Consider the following 16736-nt stretch of genomic DNA (forward strand, 5'->3'; position numbering starts at 1 on the left):
GCGAATTGTGGCATCTCCGAAACGGCCAAGCGGAACGTCCGGCCCGGCTCGCCGGGGAAGCTGTCCTTCTGGCGCACCCGAGTACCGTTCGAGGTGGACCTGACGTGAAATAGGCGAACGGCTGGCAAGCGTTTGAAACTAAATAGTCGGCGCAACGGTCAAGGGGAACTCAGGCGGTAGAAACGGGTAGTGGAATTCGTCCACTTGGAATCGCGGAAAACTGCGGGGCTGCCTGTAAGGGTGTTCGTTTGCAGCGGAATCCAGACGGGGTTGACCAAGTCGGTGCAACCCTCCACCACGATGACCAAGTTGCTGGTCCCGGTAATCGGAAACTGGAAACCGTTGGTACGAATGCCAAAACCCGGCGTACTGGTTTGTGCCTTCGGATTCCACAGCAGGGTGGGCAGACCGCCAAACGTCGCGCCCCAGTTCGTAGTTCCCGGCAAATAATAGACGGTTGCGGTGTCATCAAATGCGAAGATGCCTGAACCGGGAATGGGGGCGTTACCCAGAAAGTAGATTCCGGCCAGGCTGCTGCAAGAATAGAACGCAATATCCTCGATCCCGATGACATTGGGGCCGATAAATACGCTGGTCAGGTTGGCGCAGAAGGCGAAGGACAGGTTACCGATATTAGTGACGTTGCTGGGAGTCGCATAACGGCTGGCGGCTCTGCCCGCCGGGTATTGGATGAGGGTGGCCCGGCTCTTATCAATTAAGACCCCGTCCACACTGCCATAGGCCGAGTTCTGTGGGGCCACCGTGATTGCCAGCAAGCTGGGGCAGTTGAAGAATGAAGGGTTGTCAATACGGGTTACGCCCGAGCCAATGGCGACGTTGGTCAAGCCTCCGCAGTTGTTAAACGAGGCGTAGCCGAGGCTGAGCACGCTGTTGGGGATGGTCACACTCGTCAGCTTCGAACAGCAATAGAACCCATAGTTTCCGATGCTCAGGACCGTGTTCGGGATCGGGGCGTTGGTCAGGCTGGCGCAATAGGCGAACACGCCGTTGGCAATACTGGTGACGCTGGCGGGAATGGTGATATCGGCGAGAATAACGGCCTCCATAAACGCCCAGTCTCCGATGTTAGTAACGGTGTTCGGGATGATATAACTGCTTTCCGTTTTAGCGGGCGGGTACTGGATGAGCCGGGTCTGGAGCTTGTCGAACAAGATACCGTTTGTACTGCAAAAGGCGGCATTCTGTGCGTCCACGGTGATCGCCAGCAGGCTGGTACAATAATAGAACACCCACCCCCCGATACTGGTGACGCTGGCGGAGATGGTCACGTTGGTCAAGCCATGGCAGTAGGCGAAAGCCGCGTCCGAAATCTGAATGACACTATTGGGAATAGCCATGCGGGTCAGGCTGTCGCAAGACGCGAACGCGCTATTGCCAATGTTGGTGACGTTGGATGGAATGGTGACATTGGCCAGGTTGGCACAGGATTGGAACGCTCCGTCGCCGAGGCTGGTGAGGCTGAGGGAGAGGGAGACGTTGGTGAGCGAGGGACACCCGTTAAACGCGTTGTTGCCGAGGCTGACCACCTGATTGGGAATCGTGATGGTGGGCAAGCCGGTGCAACCAGCGAATACCCCGTCCGCCAGGCTGGTGAGGTTGGTGGGGAGGGAGACGTTGGTGAGCGCGGTGCAAGCGTTAAACGCATTATTGCCGAGGTTGGTGACTGCGCCGGGAATCGTGACGTCGGTCAAACTGGTGCAGGAGGCGAACACCGAGTCTCCAAGGCTGGTGACAGTACCGGGGAGGAGGATGCCGGGCAGGCGGCTGCACGAATTGAACACGTTGTTTCCGAGGATCGCGACCTTGGTTCCGAGGATGACGTTGGTCAGTCCCGAACAGGATTTGAACGCCCCGTCTCCAATCTCGCTGACACTGTCCGGAAGGGTGATGCGGCCCAAGCTGGTACACGAATCGAACACCCCGCCCCCAAGGCGCAGGAGGCCGTCGGATAACGTGACGCCCGTCAGATTGGAGCAGGAAGCAAACACGCTGATCCCGAGATTGGTGACACTGATGGGGATGATCACGTCGGTCAGGCCGCTGTTCTGCTGGAACGCCCCATCCCCAAGGCTGGTGACCGGCAGACCAGTAATCGTGGACGGGATGGCCACTGCCCCCTCGCCGCCTGTGTAGCTGGTGATGGTGATCGTGCCATTGTTGGTCGTGTACGTGTAAGGCACGGGAGGGTACACCAGTACGGGTTGGAGGCCAGCAAAGGCCGTGTCCCAGCCCGTGGTACCCAAGAAACAATAAAGGGTGACATGGTCGTCGCCGACAAAGACAGACGAATCCGCAGCCGGAGCGTTGCCGTGGAAGTAGATGGTCAGCAGGTTGGGGCAATTGGCGAACGCGTAGGGACCGATATTGGTGACCGCGCTGCCGACGGTGACGGTGGCTAGGCTGCTGCAGGCATCAAAGGCATGGCTGCCGATGCTGGTAACGTGATTGGGAATCGTGACGCTGCCCAGCGCGAGACAGCCTGCGAACGCCCCGCCTCCCAGAGTGATAACGGTGCTGGGAATGGCGAGGCGGGTCAGGTTGGTACAAGAATTAAAGGCGTTGGTCCCGATGTTGGTGACGCTGTTACCGAAGAGGAGATTCGTCAGTCCGAGGCAGGCGTTGAACGCCCCGTCCCGGATGTCGGTGACGCTGTCGGGGAGGGTGACGCTGCCCAGGCTGGTGCAAGAGTCGAACGCATTGATCCCGATGTCGGTGATACTGGGCGTGAAGGTGATGCTGGTCAGATTGGTATTGTACTGGAATGCGCCGGCCCCGATACCGGTGACCGGCAGGCCGGTGATCGTGGCCGGGAGAACTACGGCTCCGCCAACGCCGGAGTAGCCGGTGATGGTGATGGTGCCGTTGTTGGTCGTGTAGGTGTAGGGCACGGGCGGATACAGGAGCAGCGGTTGGAGACCGGCCAATCCCGCATCCCAGCCCATGGTTCCAGCCAAGCGATAGAGGGTGAGCTGACTATCCCCGTTAAACAGAGACGCATCCACGACGGGCGCGTTGCCAAAGAAATAGACGGCGGCCAGGTTGGTACAATTGGCGAACGCGTAGGCCCCAATATTGGTAATGCTGGCGGGGATCGTCACGCTGGTCAGCGTGCCGTTCTGTTGGAACACCACGTCGCCGATGCTGGTGACGGGCAGACCGTTGACCGTGGCCGGGATGGTCACCGCCCCGCCGTCCCCGGTGTAGCTAACGATGGTGAGCGTGCCGTTGTTGGTGGTGCAAATGAACGGTACCGGCGGAAACAACCAGACCGGCTGAAGCCCGGCAAGTCCGGCATCCCAACCCAAGGTCCCGGCGAGGCAATAGAGGGTGAGGCGGTTGTCATTCATGAAGGGGGTGGCATCCGAAGTCGGGGCATTGCCTTGGAAATAGACGGCCGTGAGGTTGGTGCAGTTTGCGAAGGCGTAGCTGCCGAGGCTCGTGACATGGCTACCGATCACGGCACTGGCCAGGCTGGCGCAGTCCGCGAATGCCTGGTTTCCGAGGCTGGTAACCTGGTTGGGAATCGTGAGGTTGGTCAGCGCGAGGCAGCCCGAGAACGCCCCGCTGCTGACGGTGAGGAGACTGTTGGGAAGAACGAGGCCGCCTAGACTGGTGCAGGCGTTGAACGCATTGGTCCCGATGCTGGTGACCCCGTAGCCAAGACTGACATTGGTCAAGCTACTGCACGAGGCGAAGGTGCCGTCCCCAATGCTGGTGACGCCATTGGGGATCGTGATGCTCGTCAGATTGGTGCAGGAAGCGAATGCGCTGCTCCCGATATTGGTAACGCCGTCGGGAATGAAAATGTTGGTCAGGCTGCCGTTGTGTTGGAACGCCCCGGCCCCGAGGCTGGTTACAGCCCGGCCCGTGAGCGTGGCGGGGATGGTGATGATCCCGCCAGGGCCGGAGTAGCCGGTGATGGTGATGGTGCCGTTGTTGGTCGTGTAGAGGTAGGGCACGGGCGCGTACACTGACACGGTCGTACGACCGCCAAAGGTCGGGCCCCAGCCAGCAGCATCCGCCGGGCGATACACCGTCACTTGGTCGTCGCCGGTGAACACGTCCGAACCCAAGGTGGGAGCGTCGCCACTGAAATAAATGGCCGTCAAGTTCGTGCAGTTGCAGAAGCCGACATCACCAATGGAGGCGACGTGGTTGCCAATCGAGGCGTTGGTCAAGCCGGTGCAATAATAAAAGGCATGGGCTCCGATGGTGACCACGCTGTTGGGAATCGTGATGGTGGTCAGGGAGGAGCAGCCCCAGAACGACATCCGCTCGAGGTTGGTGACGCCGTTGCCGATGGTCACGTTGGTCAAACCGGTGCAATCCCGGAATCCGGAGTCCCCGATGCTGGTCACGGAGTCGGGGATCGAAACGCTCCCAAGCCCGGCGCAACCATTGAAGGCACCGACGCCGACGCGGGTCACGCCGCCGGGGATCGTGTAGCTTCCGGTCTTGCCCGCCGGGCACTCGACGACCAGCGTCTGCGGTTTATCAAACAAGACCCCGTCCGCGCTGCTATAGAAGGAATTGTTCGCACCCACCGAGATCTCCGCCATGCTGGAGCAACCGCCGAACACCGCATCGCCGAGGTTGGTGACGCTGTCGGGAATCACAATGTTGGTCAGCCCGAAGCAGGCGGCGAACGCCGAATTTCCGATGCTGGTGACGTTGGTGCCGAGGGTGACGCTACCGAGGCTGTAACAATTGTAGAACGCCGAATCGGCGATGGTGATAACGCTGCTAGGGATCGTCACCCTCGTCAGATTGCCGTTCCACCGGAACGCCGCGTCGCCGATGCTGGTGACCGGCAGCCCATTCAGGGTGCTGGGGATGTTTACCGCTCCGCGGATGCCCGTATATCCAGTGAGGTTGATCGTGCCATTATTGGTGGTGTAGGTGAATGGCGGCGTCAAATAGATCATCACGGTCGGGACGCCGTAGAAGGTGGGATCGCTCCAGCCCGTGGTGCCGGCCAGGTAGTAGATGACCGCATTGGCGTCCCCGCTGAACGTGCTCCAATCGGTGCGGGGTGCGTTGCCTTGGAAATAGAGGGCCGTCAGGTTGGTGCATCCCGAAAGGGCGGAAATTCCGACGCTGGACACATTGCTGCCGATCGTCATGCTGGTCAGGTTAATACAGGACTGGAACGCGTACGAGCCGACCAGGCGAACACTGTCGGGGAGCGTGGCATTCGTCAGGTTGTGGCACGCGGCGAACGCATAACTCGCGATGTTGGTGACGCCGTTGGGAACGGTGTACGCGCCGGGACGGCCCGCTGGGCATTGGAGGAGCACGGTCTGATCCTTGTTGAACCAGACGCCATCGAGACTGCTGTAGATGGGATTGGCGGGGTCCACGGTGATCACGGCCAGGTTGGGGCAGGAATCGAAGAGGTACATTCCGTTGTTAGTCGCGCTACTCCCGAGCACGACGCTGAGGAGGTTGGTGCAGGATTGGAAGGCCATGTCGCCAAGGTGGGTGACACGGTTGGAAATGGCGATGCTAGCCAGGCCGCCGCAGAAGCGGAAGGCCCAGCTTCCAATGGTGATGAGGTTGGTGCTGAGTGTAATGTTGGTCAGGCTGGAACACGCATAGAAAGTGGAGAATCCGATGTTGGTGACCGAGTTGGGAATCGTGACGTTGGTGAGGCTGGAGCAGTACTGGAAGGCGTAGTCTCCAAGGCTGGTGACGCTGCTGCCGATGAGGACGTTGCTCAGGCTGGTGCATTGATTGAAGGTCCAGTTGGGAATGCTGGTCAGGCCGTTGCCGATCGTGGCGATGCTGAGGTTCGAGCACCCATTGAACGCGCTCATCCCGAGGGAATTGACGCGGTCGGGAATCGTGATACTGGTCAGGCTGGGGCATTGATCGAACGCATAATTACCGATGCTGTGGACATTCGTGCCGAGGGTGACGTTGGTCAGGCGGTAGCATAGCTCAAACGCATTGGGTCCGATCATGGTGACGCCGTCCCCGATCGTGGCGGTGCGCAGGGCCGGGCAGTAGGCAAACGCACTGTCTGCGAGGGTGCTGACGCTGTTGGGGAGGGTGAGGCTGGTGAGGTTTGTGCAGCCCTGAAACGCGCTCACCCCGATGCTGGTCACCCGGTTGCCGAGGGTGAGGCTGGTCAGGCTCGAACAGGAATTAAAGGAGTAATTCCCGATGTCGGTCACCGTGTCTGGGATGGTGATGCTGGTAATGGTGGATTTGGACTGGAACGCCCGGTCGCCGATGGTCGTCACGGACACCCCGGAAAAATTGTCCGGGATAACCACATCCCCGCCGGGACCGTTATATCCTGTGATGGTGACCCCGGTGAGGTAGGTGGTGTATATAAATTGGGCCTGCAACGCAACGGGCAAGGCCAACAGTAGCATGGGGAGCGTCAGAAATCGAAGGTGGTAGTTACGCATAAATGTTTTTTTCAAAAAGTGTACGAGCATTGTCACGGAATTCGGTTCGGCTCGGAAAACGGCAGCGAAGGGCTGGGGCATTTCCCATCGCCCAATCCTATCAACGCCTCCAATTCCGCTCGCCCGGCATCGTGGCCGAAGGTATTCCAAACTGCCACCCTCACCGCTTCCGATCTCTTGGTGAACCGACCTCGTTGGTTCCGGGATTGCGAAAATTGATAACTTCTTCCATTCATCTGCATGTGGAGAGTAATGGTGGCCCCGTCGCAGTCAAGTTAATAAAGTTAAAAAATTACTTTTGGGCGTCCTTCAGCTGTTCACTTGTAGCATTGCGGTAAAACAATTGCGGTTAAACGCACTGCTTTTGGCTCACCATTCATGGGTGATGAACCGATGCCACCACCGGTGGGGAAGCAATCGTGCATGGTTGCAAAGGTAATCATGAGTATTGAGTTTTAACCGCCGATTTGACATCTTCGGCAAGGAACGCAACCGATCAAGAGAACGTTCGAAACTGAAGCATACATGAAAACGTCGAAAACCGAAATTTTGGTGGCAGCATCTGGTTCGCTAGACGTTGCGCCGCGGAGGCTCGCTTGCGCCCGGTACCGGTTTGCCCTCTAATCCCGATGACAATGCATCCATGAACATCATGAAAAAAATCTTAATGCTGAGTGTGGGCATCCTGGCTGTCACGGTCCCTGCCGCGCACGCGGACGTCCGGCTGCCGGGCGTATTCGCCGATCATCTGGTGCTCCAACGCGGGGTCCAATTGCCCATCTGGGGGACTGCGGACCCCGGCGAAGGCGTCACTGTGAAACTCGCGGAGCAAAGCGTGAAAACCGTGGCGGACGCAGATGGCAAATGGCGGGTTGAACTGGCCGCGCTTGCAGCGGACACCGCCCCATTGACCCTGACGGTGAGCGGAAAGAACACGCTCACGTTTTCAGATGTGCTGGTGGGCGAGGTGTGGCTCGCCTCGGGGCAGTCGAACATGGGTTCCCCGGTGAGTTCCCTGCCCAATGCCGAGGCGGTGCTGGCGCAAGCGGAGGATGCCGAATTGCGTTTCTTCACCGTCACTAAAAAGACCGCCGCCGAGCCGCAAACCGATCTGATGGGAAAATGGGAGGCGTCCAATCCGCAAACCGCCAAGGGTTTTTCCGCCGTGGCGTATTATTTCGCGCGGGAACTGCGCCGCACCCGGAAATGTCCCGTGGCGGTGCTGCACGGTTCGTGGGGCGGAACACCCATTGAAACGTGGATCAGCCTGGACGGGTTGAAACGGGAGCCGCCGTTGACCAAAACGCTGGAGCAATGGGAAAAGGCGGCCGGGCAATACCGTAAAGTCCAAGCCGATCCAAAAATCGCCACGGATTATGTCGCGGAACTTCAGCGTTGGAAAAAAGAAGTCGAGTCGTCATTCAATGCGGCCAGCAAGGCTTACAACGCGGCCAAGGCAGCCGGAAAGCCGGTCGGCGAAAAGCCGAAGCCCGCCTGGCCCGAGCCGACGAACCCCGACCCGATGGGGATGCCGTCGCCTTCAAGGCGTCCGCAAACGCCGGCGGTGAGTTTTAACGGCATGATTGCGCCGCTGACGCCGTATGCGATTCGCGGCGTCATCTGGTACCAAGGGGAGGCGAACGGCAGCGCCGGGCTCGATTATCGCGCGCTCTTCCCGCGCCTGATTCAGGATTGGCGGCGGCATTGGGGAACCGAGTTTCCCTTCCTGTACGTCCAATTGCCCGCTTGTGGCACTGATCCCGGCCCGGTCGCCGAAAGCGGCTGGCCCTGGACGCGGGAGGCACAATGCCTGGCGCTCAGCGAACCCCGCACGGGCATGGCCATCACCATTGACGTGGGCGATCCGAATAACGTCCACCCCGCCGACAAATTCGACGTGGGCCAACGGCTGGCGCTGCTCGCGCGCAGAGATGTGTATGGCGAGAAAATTGTTGCCTCGGGTCCGTTGTTTCGTGCGTTTGTGGTCGAGGGGGATAAAATCCGTCTCCATTTTCGCGAGTTGGGTGGCGGACTGACGCCCGGTCAGGCGCCATGGCGCGCCGCCGGGGGCGAACCATTGCCCACCGACCGTTTGATCGGTTTTTATATCGCCGGTGAAGACCATAAATGGGTCGCGGCCGAGGCGAAGATCGAAGGTGATAGCGTGCTCGTTGCCAACGCTGCCGTGCCCAAGCCGCGCGCGGTGCGCTACGGCTGGTCCAGTTCACCTCGCTGCAATCTTTACAACCGGGAAGGCTTGCCCGCGTCACCTTTCCGCACCGACACCTGGCCAAAATGAAAACATCAAGTCCCCTCAACTTCGTTATATCCATGAACCACCAACGCCGGCATCAAACCGGCACGCAAGCGACGCGGGCATTCCGAGCGCTTGGGCCGTGTATTCTTTTAACGCTCATCATTCAGTTCGTTGGGCTTCCCGCGCGCAGTGCCGGGCCGGAGGCGCGACGTTCTTTGCGCGCTGCCGCTACGGGATTATTTCCCGTCGGTGTCGGTATCAGTGACCGCATTCCGGAGCGGGCGGAGGACTGGCCGCTGCTCACCACGCAATTCGGCGCGGTGACGCCGGAGAATTGCCTGAAACCCGATCCGGTGCAGAAGGAGGAAGGGAAATTCAATTTTACCCAGCCTGATGCATTTGTAAATTTCGCCACCTCGAACCATCTTCAGATGGTGGGGCATTGCCTGGTCTGGGCGAAGGATGACCGCACACCGCCGTGGTTCTATCGCGATGGCACCAATCCCGTCAGCCGCGAACTGCTCCTGGCACGCATGAAGACGTATATCGAGACGGTGGCGGGACGCTACCGTGGCCGCATTGCGATGTGGGACGTGGTGAATGAGGCACTGGATGACGGCACGAATTTCCTGCGCCCCTCCGGCTGGAGCGCGGTCTGCGGCGAAGAGTTCATTGCCCGGGCGTTCGAGCAGGCGCACGCGGCGGACCCGCAGGCGCTGCTCATCTACAACGACTACAACAACGAGCTGCCAGCCAAGCGCGCCAAACAGATCCGGCTGGTGCGTTCGCTGCGGGAGAAACACGTGCCCATTCACGCCATCGGTTTGCAGGGTCACTACGAGATTGACCGCCTGCCGCTGGCGGAACTCGAAGCCACGCTCGTCGCCATGCGGGAGATGGGCGTGAAAGTGGTGGTGTCTGAGTTGGATATTGATGTGATCCCGCGAGGCGGATGGTGGGCGGATGGCGGCAAGCGGCGCGAGGAACTCGCCAAACTCGATCCTTACCGCGACGGTTGCCCGCCAGAAATCCTAAAACGGCAGGCCGAGCAATATGCCCAACTTTTCCGCCTGTTCCGCAAACACGCGGATGTCATCGCGCGCGTCTCGTTCTGGAACCTGCACGACGGCCAAAGCTGGCTGAACACGTTTCCCTGGAAACGGGTGAATCACCCGCTGCTCTTTGATCGTGAGGGAAAACCGAAGCCAGCGTTTGACGCAGTGATGGACGCGTTGCAGCGTGTGAAACCATGACCCGGCTTATTTGTCCGCGAATGATGCGAATCCACACGCTGCACGTTTCTTATACTGGTATTCTTCGTTTAATCAAACCGGTCAATGTTTGATGTTTAACGTCATAACCCCGCCCTGGCTGGCGTTGCTCACCAGCATCTGGTATCGCGCCAGCCAGCCGGTCAACTCGCGTTTTACCGGGTGGAAGGTCTTCCGGCGCTCGGCCAATTCGCTTTCCGACACCAAAATGTCTATGCGACGATGCGGGAAGTCTATGCGCACGCGGTCGCCTTCCTTGAGCAGTCCGATCGGGCCGCCCTCTGCCGCCTCGGGTGAGACGTGGCCGATGCAGGCGCCCGCCGTGCCGCCACTGAAACGCCCGTCGGTGACGAGCGCCACTTTGTCGCCTAAGCCCATGCCGACGATGTAGCTGGTGGGGGAGAGCATTTCCTGCATGCCGGGGCCGCCGCGCGGCCCTTCGTTGCGGATGATGGCCACGTCGCCCGCCTTGACCTTACCGGCCAGGATGCCCGCGCAGGCGTCGTCCTGGCTTTCAAAGATGACGCACGGCCCTTCAAACACAAAGTTCGCGCCGCAATACGCCTTGAAACCCTCGCTGATACCGGCGGTTTTGATGACGCAGCCTTCCGGGGCCAGTTGCCCGTAAAGGATGGAAAGACCGCCATCCTGGGTGTACGCCGTCGGCTGGGTGCGAATGCAGTCCAGCGGCTTGAACATGAAGGCCGGATCGTACGGCATGAGGCCCGAGGCTTGTGCCTCGCCAAGCGGGGCGGGCCGCCCCTCGTAATACGCCTTGGCGATCAGCCCGCGGCGATAGGTGGAAATACGCACCAAACTGCGGCGCGTTTTCACCCCGCCTTTGGCGTATTGCCAGAATAGCAACACCGGGGTTTGCTTGAGTGATGCCAGTTCCGCGCGCACCATGCCGTGCGCGTCCTTGAAACTCTGCTCCAGCCAGGCGCGGATTTCCGCGTGGCCATGGATCGTTCTGCCCGGCTCGACTTGCAGTTCGGCATTTTCATCATACGCGGCCACTTGCGATTCCACATCGCCCGCGTTCCAGCCCGCAGCGGCGCGCCAGAGGGTCACGGCACGTTCATCGCCAGCAAAGAACAGCATGGGTTTGGGCACCAGATTGCCGCTGGCGGTGCGGCCGGCCGGTCCCAGCTTGTCGTTGGGATCCAGCACGAGCGCAGAAGCGCCGGACACCCGGATGGTTTTGGCCAGCATGGTGCAGCGTGAGGAACGGATGTCCCACTCGTCAATATTCTCGCCCAGGCTCTTGCCCGTGACGGTTTTGCAGGCGGTGGTCAGAATGCGCTCCGCCCGCGGGGTCATGCTATGGAGCGGCTTGTCGTGATTCCAGCCATTGTGTTCATCCAAGCGTTTGAGTTCGCCCAGGATGGTATGGATGCCACCGGCGCGATGCACGTCCTGCACGTGGTAGTTGGAGGAGGGGGATACCTTGCAGATGCAGGGCACGCGACGGGAAAGGGTGTCAATGCGTTTGATGTCGTAGGCGATGCCGGCCTCGCGGGCGATGGCCAGTGTGTGCAGAATGGTGTTGGTGGAGCCGCCCATGGCGACATCCAAGGCCAAGGCGTTGTCGAAGGCCTCGATGGTGGCAATATCGCGCGGCTTGAGGTCCCATTCCACGAGCTTGAGAATCATGTCGGCCGCGCGGCGATAGAGGGCCTCGCGCTCCTTGGAGACGGCCAGGATGGTGCCGTTGCCGGGCAGCGCCATGCCGAGCGCTTCGCACAAACAGTTCATCGAGTTGGCGGTGAACATGCCGGAGCAGGAACCACAGGTTGGGCAGGCGGTCTTTTCCAGTTTGTCCAGGTCGGCGGCGGTGATTTTGCCACTCTGAAGTTCCGCCACGCCTTTGAACACCGAGATGAGATCGGACTTCTTGGAGCCGGGTTGCAGATGCGCGGGCAGATCCCCCTCGGTAGTTTGCTCGGCAATCCCAGCGGCCATGGGCCCGCCGCTGACAAAGATGGTGGGGAGATTCACACGCATAGCGGCCATCAACATGCCTGGCACGATTTTATCGCAGTTGGGGATGCAGACCATACCATCAAAACAATGGGCCATCACCATGGTTTCGACGCAATCGGCGATCAGCTCGCGGGAGGGCAGGGAATACTTCATGCCGCCGTGGCCCATGGCGATGCCATCATCCACGCCAATGGTGTTGAAGATGAACGGCACACCGCCCGCTTCGCGGACCATGCGCTTGACCAGCGCGCCGACCTCGTTCAGGTGGGCGTGCCCGGGAATGCAATCCGTGTAACTGTTGACGATGGCGATAAAGGGCTTGTTAAAATCCTCATCGGACTCAATGGAGCCGGTGGCGCGCAACAGACTGCGGTGCGGCGCACGTTCAAACCCTTTTTTAATCGTATCAGAGCGCATAGTATTCATAGTTTTAGCCATTATAAAGTTGAACGTTTACTATAATGCCGAATTTGCTTTTGAAAAGCATTTCTTGCAGGAGCGCGGGCAAGGCGGTGGCCGTCGGGCGAACAATTATGCAGAAAATTGTAACCAAAAGAAGCTGGGGCCAGGGCGGAGCAGGGCTGCATCAAGCGCGTTGGTGCGTTACGAATACTATGAGGTGGACAGGGTCTGTGGTTGTGTACCCCCTCACCTGTATCCTCTCCCTCGGGGAGAGGATTGCATTATCCGGCTGAGGGAATCGGCTTAATCGCTTCACTTTCTTGCGGGTAATTCCGCGGCCATGAGAACACCCGAACCGCCGCTTCCAGCTTGAACCAAACCGAGCTTGAGGCAGCCCTGAGGGCGGAGAATAACCGCAAAAGAACGCAACGGTGGATGCAAGTACAGGCATCCGGAGGAAGGCCAGTCTCAAAATTTCAAATTGCAGAGGATGGGAGTTATGGGATGCAGGGGGACCATGGACTGTTTGCCGCTGTGATTTCGGGCCATGAGAGGCGGTAATTAGAGACTCCCCTCCGAGGATTGTCGCCGGTGCTACCAATAACTACGGCTTGACTCGTTGACACAGGGTTCTAACCTTCCAGACATGAGAGCCACGATATTTATACAAAAAACTGGCAGGCGGGAGTTGCACCCGGATGGGGCCTGTGCCAAGCTGAACCAATAAACAAGCATAAAACATGAAACGCAGGATTCTTATGAAAATCAAACTTTCCAGTTCGTTGGCGCTGACGTTGAGTATGACGGTTGTGCTGGCATTGTTTGGCGCGGCAGCACGGGTAAGCGCGGTGGACCCCGTCTCGCTCAAAGTGGTCAAGGTGGATAGCGAGGAAACTGCCGGGGAAGACGGCAAAGGGGCCAATGCGGTGGACGGCGACCCCAACACCAAGTGGCACACCCAATGGCAGGATAATAGTCCGGGGTACCCGCACGAAATCATCATTGAGCTGAGTCGGGCGTGCAAGATCCAGGGCTTCACGTATCTGCCCCGTCAGGATGATACGGAGAATGGCAACATCAAAGATTACGAATTCTATGTGAGTGAGGATGGCAAGGAATTCGGGTCGCCGGTGAAGAAAGGCGCGTTTGAGCGGAGCAAGGGAAAGAAAACGGTGGTCTTCCAGCCAAAGGCCTGCAAATTCGTCAAGCTCAAGGCGCTCTCGGAAATCAACGACCAAGCGTGGGCGGCAGCGGCGGAAATCGGCGTGATCCAGGAAGGGGAAAAGGTGGTGATCAAACCCACCTTGAAAGTGGTCAAGGTGGATAGCGAGGAGACCGCCGGGGAAGATGGCAAGGGCGCGAATGCGGTGGACGGCGATCCCAACACCAAATGGCACACGCAATGGCAGGATAACAGCCCGTCGCATCCGCATGAAATCATCATCGAACTGGACCCGCCCGCCAAAATTCAGGGGTTTACCTATCTGCCCCGCCAGGATGACGGCGAGAACGGCAGCATCAAAGATTATGAATTTTATGTCAGCGATGACGGTAAGGAATTTGGGCAACCGGTTGCGAAGGGCGCCTTTGCCGGAGGCAAGGATAAGAAGACGGTGTTGTTTGAACTGAAGCAGTGCCGGTTCGTCAAACTCAAGGCGCTTTCGGAACTGGCCGACCAAGCGTGGACCTCGGCGGCGGAAATTGGCGTGGTGGCGGAAGGGGAAAAGGTGAGCATCAAACCCGTGCTCAAAGTTGTCAAAGCGGACAGCGAAGAAACCGCCGGGGAAGATGGCAAGGCCGCCAACGCGGTGGACGGTGATCCCAACACCAAATGGCATACCCAATGGCAGGATAACAGCCCGGGTTATCCGCATGAAATCATCATCGAACTGAATCCGCCTGGAAAAATCACCGGGTTCACGTATCTGCCCCGCCAGGATGAAGGCGAAAATGGCACCATCAAGGATTATGAGTTTTATGTGAGCGAGGACGGCAAGGAATTCGGGCAACCGGTGAAAAAAGGCACGTTTGAATCCGGCAAGACGAAGAAGACGGTGATATTCGACGCCACGGCCTGCAAATTCATCAAGCTCAAGGCGCTCTCCGAGGTGAACAACCAGGCCTGGGCCTCAGCGGCGGAGATTGATGTCATTCCCGAATAGCGCGATTCACTCACCCAAAGCAGGGAATGAAAATTGGCCTGATTGCGGATACGCACGATCACTTTGATCCGCGCATTCCCGAACTCTTTGCGGGCGTGGACCATATTTTGCACGCCGGTGATATTTGCCGCCCCAACATTGTCCAGGCGTTGGAACAGATTGCCCCCGTGACCGCCATCCTGGGCAACAATGACCAGTGGCTGCCGTATCGCGAAATGGAGTTGGTGGAATTGGACGGGCTGAAAATCCTGATTCGCCATATTGTGCGTCCCGCCAATCCTCAGGACTCGATTCATGGCGCCGTGGAACGCGCACAGGCGGACTTGGTGGTGTTTGGCCATACCCATATTGCGTATGAACAACGCTTCGGCCGAACTCTGTTTGTGAATCCTGGCTACGCGGGACGCCAGCGTTTTGCTCAAAAGCGCAGTGTGGCGTTATGCCATACCCAGCCGGAACTGCGGGTAGAGTTTCTTGGGTTGTAACGGACTTTGCGCTGGCTTCAAGAAAGGCATTTTTGACCACGGATTTCGCGGATTGCACGGATTATCAATCACGAATGCTCTGAATGTTCTTCATCGGAACAGTGAACTTTAAACGGGGATGGCGGGGATGCCACTTCTGATATCCGTGTTATCCGTGCCATCCGTGGTTAAAGAAAATTTGCGGAGCGCGGCTTACAACAATTCTTCGATCCGCTCGTAATTCTGGTTGTTCAGCAGATTCTCGTTGAATGGCGCCTGGCCATTCGCGGTGTCGCGGATGGCGCGGTCTATATAATACTCGTTGTGCGGTTTAAAGCCGGGGATGGTCAATACGTTGACGAATACATCAAGCCCGCGATGGCCGGTGCCGGGCGGGATATAGACGAACATGCCGGGTTCGAGCGCGTGCTGCTGGTATTGGCGCAGATTGCGCAGATCGGGAAAAAGCAAGATGGAGGCGGAGCGTCCCCACGTGTTGAGATGGTACGCCTGCGGATCGAGCACCAGGTACATCTCCCGCTGGGGAATACCGCTGCCGCCGCCAATTCCCCTGGGCGGATGAAAATGCGCCGGACTGGTTTCCTTGGGGATATTGACCACGTGACTGTTCACCCAATTGAGGCCGTCGTTGGTTTCACCGGGATAATTGTATTGCCAGGTGAGTGGCAGCCGGCGGAACGGATCAAAATCCGGATTGCAACCGCCGGCGGTATCCGCGAGAAAACGGAGTCGGCGCACGCATGAGACGTGGCTGGTCTTGCGTTGGATATTTTCCATGGCGAGGCACGTGAAGCGGCCACGAACCCGAAGCGCCTGCTGGTCGCAGGCAATGAGTTGATCCCCGGACATCACGGGTTCCCAGGAATCCAATTGCTTTGTGGAGCAGCCGTGTTCCCGATAGTCTTGAAACAGCGATAGAAGTAGCGCGGCGAGCTGCGGGTTGGTGGACCATGGCTTCGGCAGATGATCCAGCTTCCACAGTTCTCCGGCAAAATCACCGATGAAGGTTGCCGATTCCCGGTGCCATTTGCGCAAAATAGCGGTCGCGGGAACGTAGGCCGCCGGGGTGAGAGTTGCCAAACCATCTTGAAGTGCGCCCAACTTTTCAGCAAACGCTGGATGAATGGGATCGGGTTGGTACCCGGGCGGCAAGGCCTGGCCATCGCCTTCCTGGGTACGATACCCTTTGGGAAGATAAACTTCGCCCGTGCCCCGATACAACCAGAACACGCGCATGCCACCATGTTGACTGCGCAACACGGTTTCGCCGTCCACTTGGACAACCGAAAGCCGCAGCCCGGGATTATGCGTCTCAAAGGCGTCGCGCATCCCGGCAAACTGCCGAGCATCATCAAGCCGGATAACCCGCACCAAGCCAGTGGATCCCGCCCAAGACGATTCGCTGACGCTCAAGCAACTTGTTCGTAAGCAATCGTTTGCAACACCGACTCCGACTGGCGGGACAAGCTGGTGAACAACATGGAAACCGCAAAGCCCTGATGGACGTTGCCATCGCACGCCACCACGACGCCGTGACAGCGAACCCGTTTGCCGTCCTGCGGTGCTTTCAGTTCCACCGTCATTTCGACCCATTGGGGAAATGGTTCGGGTGAAAAGAATTCAATGCCGTTCTTGCGGATGCACACCGCGTCCTGTGGCAAAGCAAGCTGCTTTTGCCGCGACTCGATCAGCACCGGCTTAAAAACGTACTTATCAGATTTTCGTGCGCCCATGAGACA

8 protein-coding genes and 1 pseudogene are annotated in these 16736 nt (G+C 58.7%); 4 read left to right on the top strand and 5 right to left on the bottom strand.

Going from position 1 to position 16736, the window contains the following annotated elements; genetic code table 11:
- Positions 1-158: 158 nt before the first annotated feature.
- Positions 159-6437, bottom strand: a complete 6279-nt coding sequence (locus tag WCO56_03385) for a leucine-rich repeat domain-containing protein (protein MEI7728582.1) — start codon at positions 6435-6437, stop codon at positions 159-161.
- Positions 6438-7089: 652 nt separating this feature from the next.
- Between WCO56_03385 and WCO56_03390 the strand changes: the two genes are divergently transcribed.
- The gene (locus WCO56_03390; protein MEI7728583.1) at positions 7090-8736 is read left to right on the top strand and encodes a sialate O-acetylesterase; all 1647 of its coding nucleotides are present in this window, start codon (positions 7090-7092) and stop codon (positions 8734-8736) included.
- 32 nt (positions 8737-8768) lie between these two features.
- Entirely contained in the window at positions 8769-9947 is a 1179-nt protein-coding gene (locus WCO56_03395) for an endo-1,4-beta-xylanase (GenBank protein MEI7728584.1), read from the top strand.
- Positions 9948-10028: 81 nt separating this feature from the next.
- On the opposite strand, the gene WCO56_03400 is transcribed toward WCO56_03395, so the two are convergent.
- Together WCO56_03400 and WCO56_03405 are read right to left on the bottom strand one after the other, a co-directional pair.
- Entirely contained in the window at positions 10029-11285 is a 1257-nt protein-coding gene (locus WCO56_03400; protein ID MEI7728585.1) for a dihydroxy-acid dehydratase, read from the bottom strand.
- A gap of 45 nt (positions 11286-11330) precedes the next feature.
- A pseudogene (locus tag WCO56_03405) lies at positions 11331-12365 on the bottom strand (dihydroxy-acid dehydratase).
- Positions 12366-13108: 743 nt separating this feature from the next.
- Here WCO56_03405 and WCO56_03410 point away from each other — a divergent pair.
- Together WCO56_03410 and WCO56_03415 are read left to right on the top strand one after the other, a co-directional pair.
- On the top strand, positions 13109-14512 hold the full coding sequence (locus tag WCO56_03410; GenBank protein MEI7728586.1) for a discoidin domain-containing protein: 1404 nt from the start codon (positions 13109-13111) through the stop codon (positions 14510-14512).
- Between the two features lie 26 nt (positions 14513-14538).
- Positions 14539-14997: a metallophosphoesterase family protein gene (locus WCO56_03415; protein ID MEI7728587.1), complete on the top strand. Its 459-nt coding sequence runs from the start codon at positions 14539-14541 to the stop codon at positions 14995-14997.
- Positions 14998-15189: 192 nt separating this feature from the next.
- On the opposite strand, the gene WCO56_03420 is transcribed toward WCO56_03415, so the two are convergent.
- Positions 15190-16410: a hypothetical protein gene (locus WCO56_03420; protein ID MEI7728588.1), complete on the bottom strand. Its 1221-nt coding sequence runs from the start codon at positions 16408-16410 to the stop codon at positions 15190-15192.
- The gene (locus WCO56_03425; protein MEI7728589.1) at positions 16407-16730 is read right to left on the bottom strand and encodes a hypothetical protein; all 324 of its coding nucleotides are present in this window, start codon (positions 16728-16730) and stop codon (positions 16407-16409) included. The genes WCO56_03420 and WCO56_03425 overlap by 4 nt, the downstream gene beginning before the upstream one ends.
- Between the last annotated feature and the right edge of the window lie 6 nt (positions 16731-16736).

The organism is Verrucomicrobiota bacterium (genome assembly GCA_037139415.1).
Classification (GTDB): Bacteria; Verrucomicrobiota; Verrucomicrobiia; order Limisphaerales; family Fontisphaeraceae; genus JBAXGN01.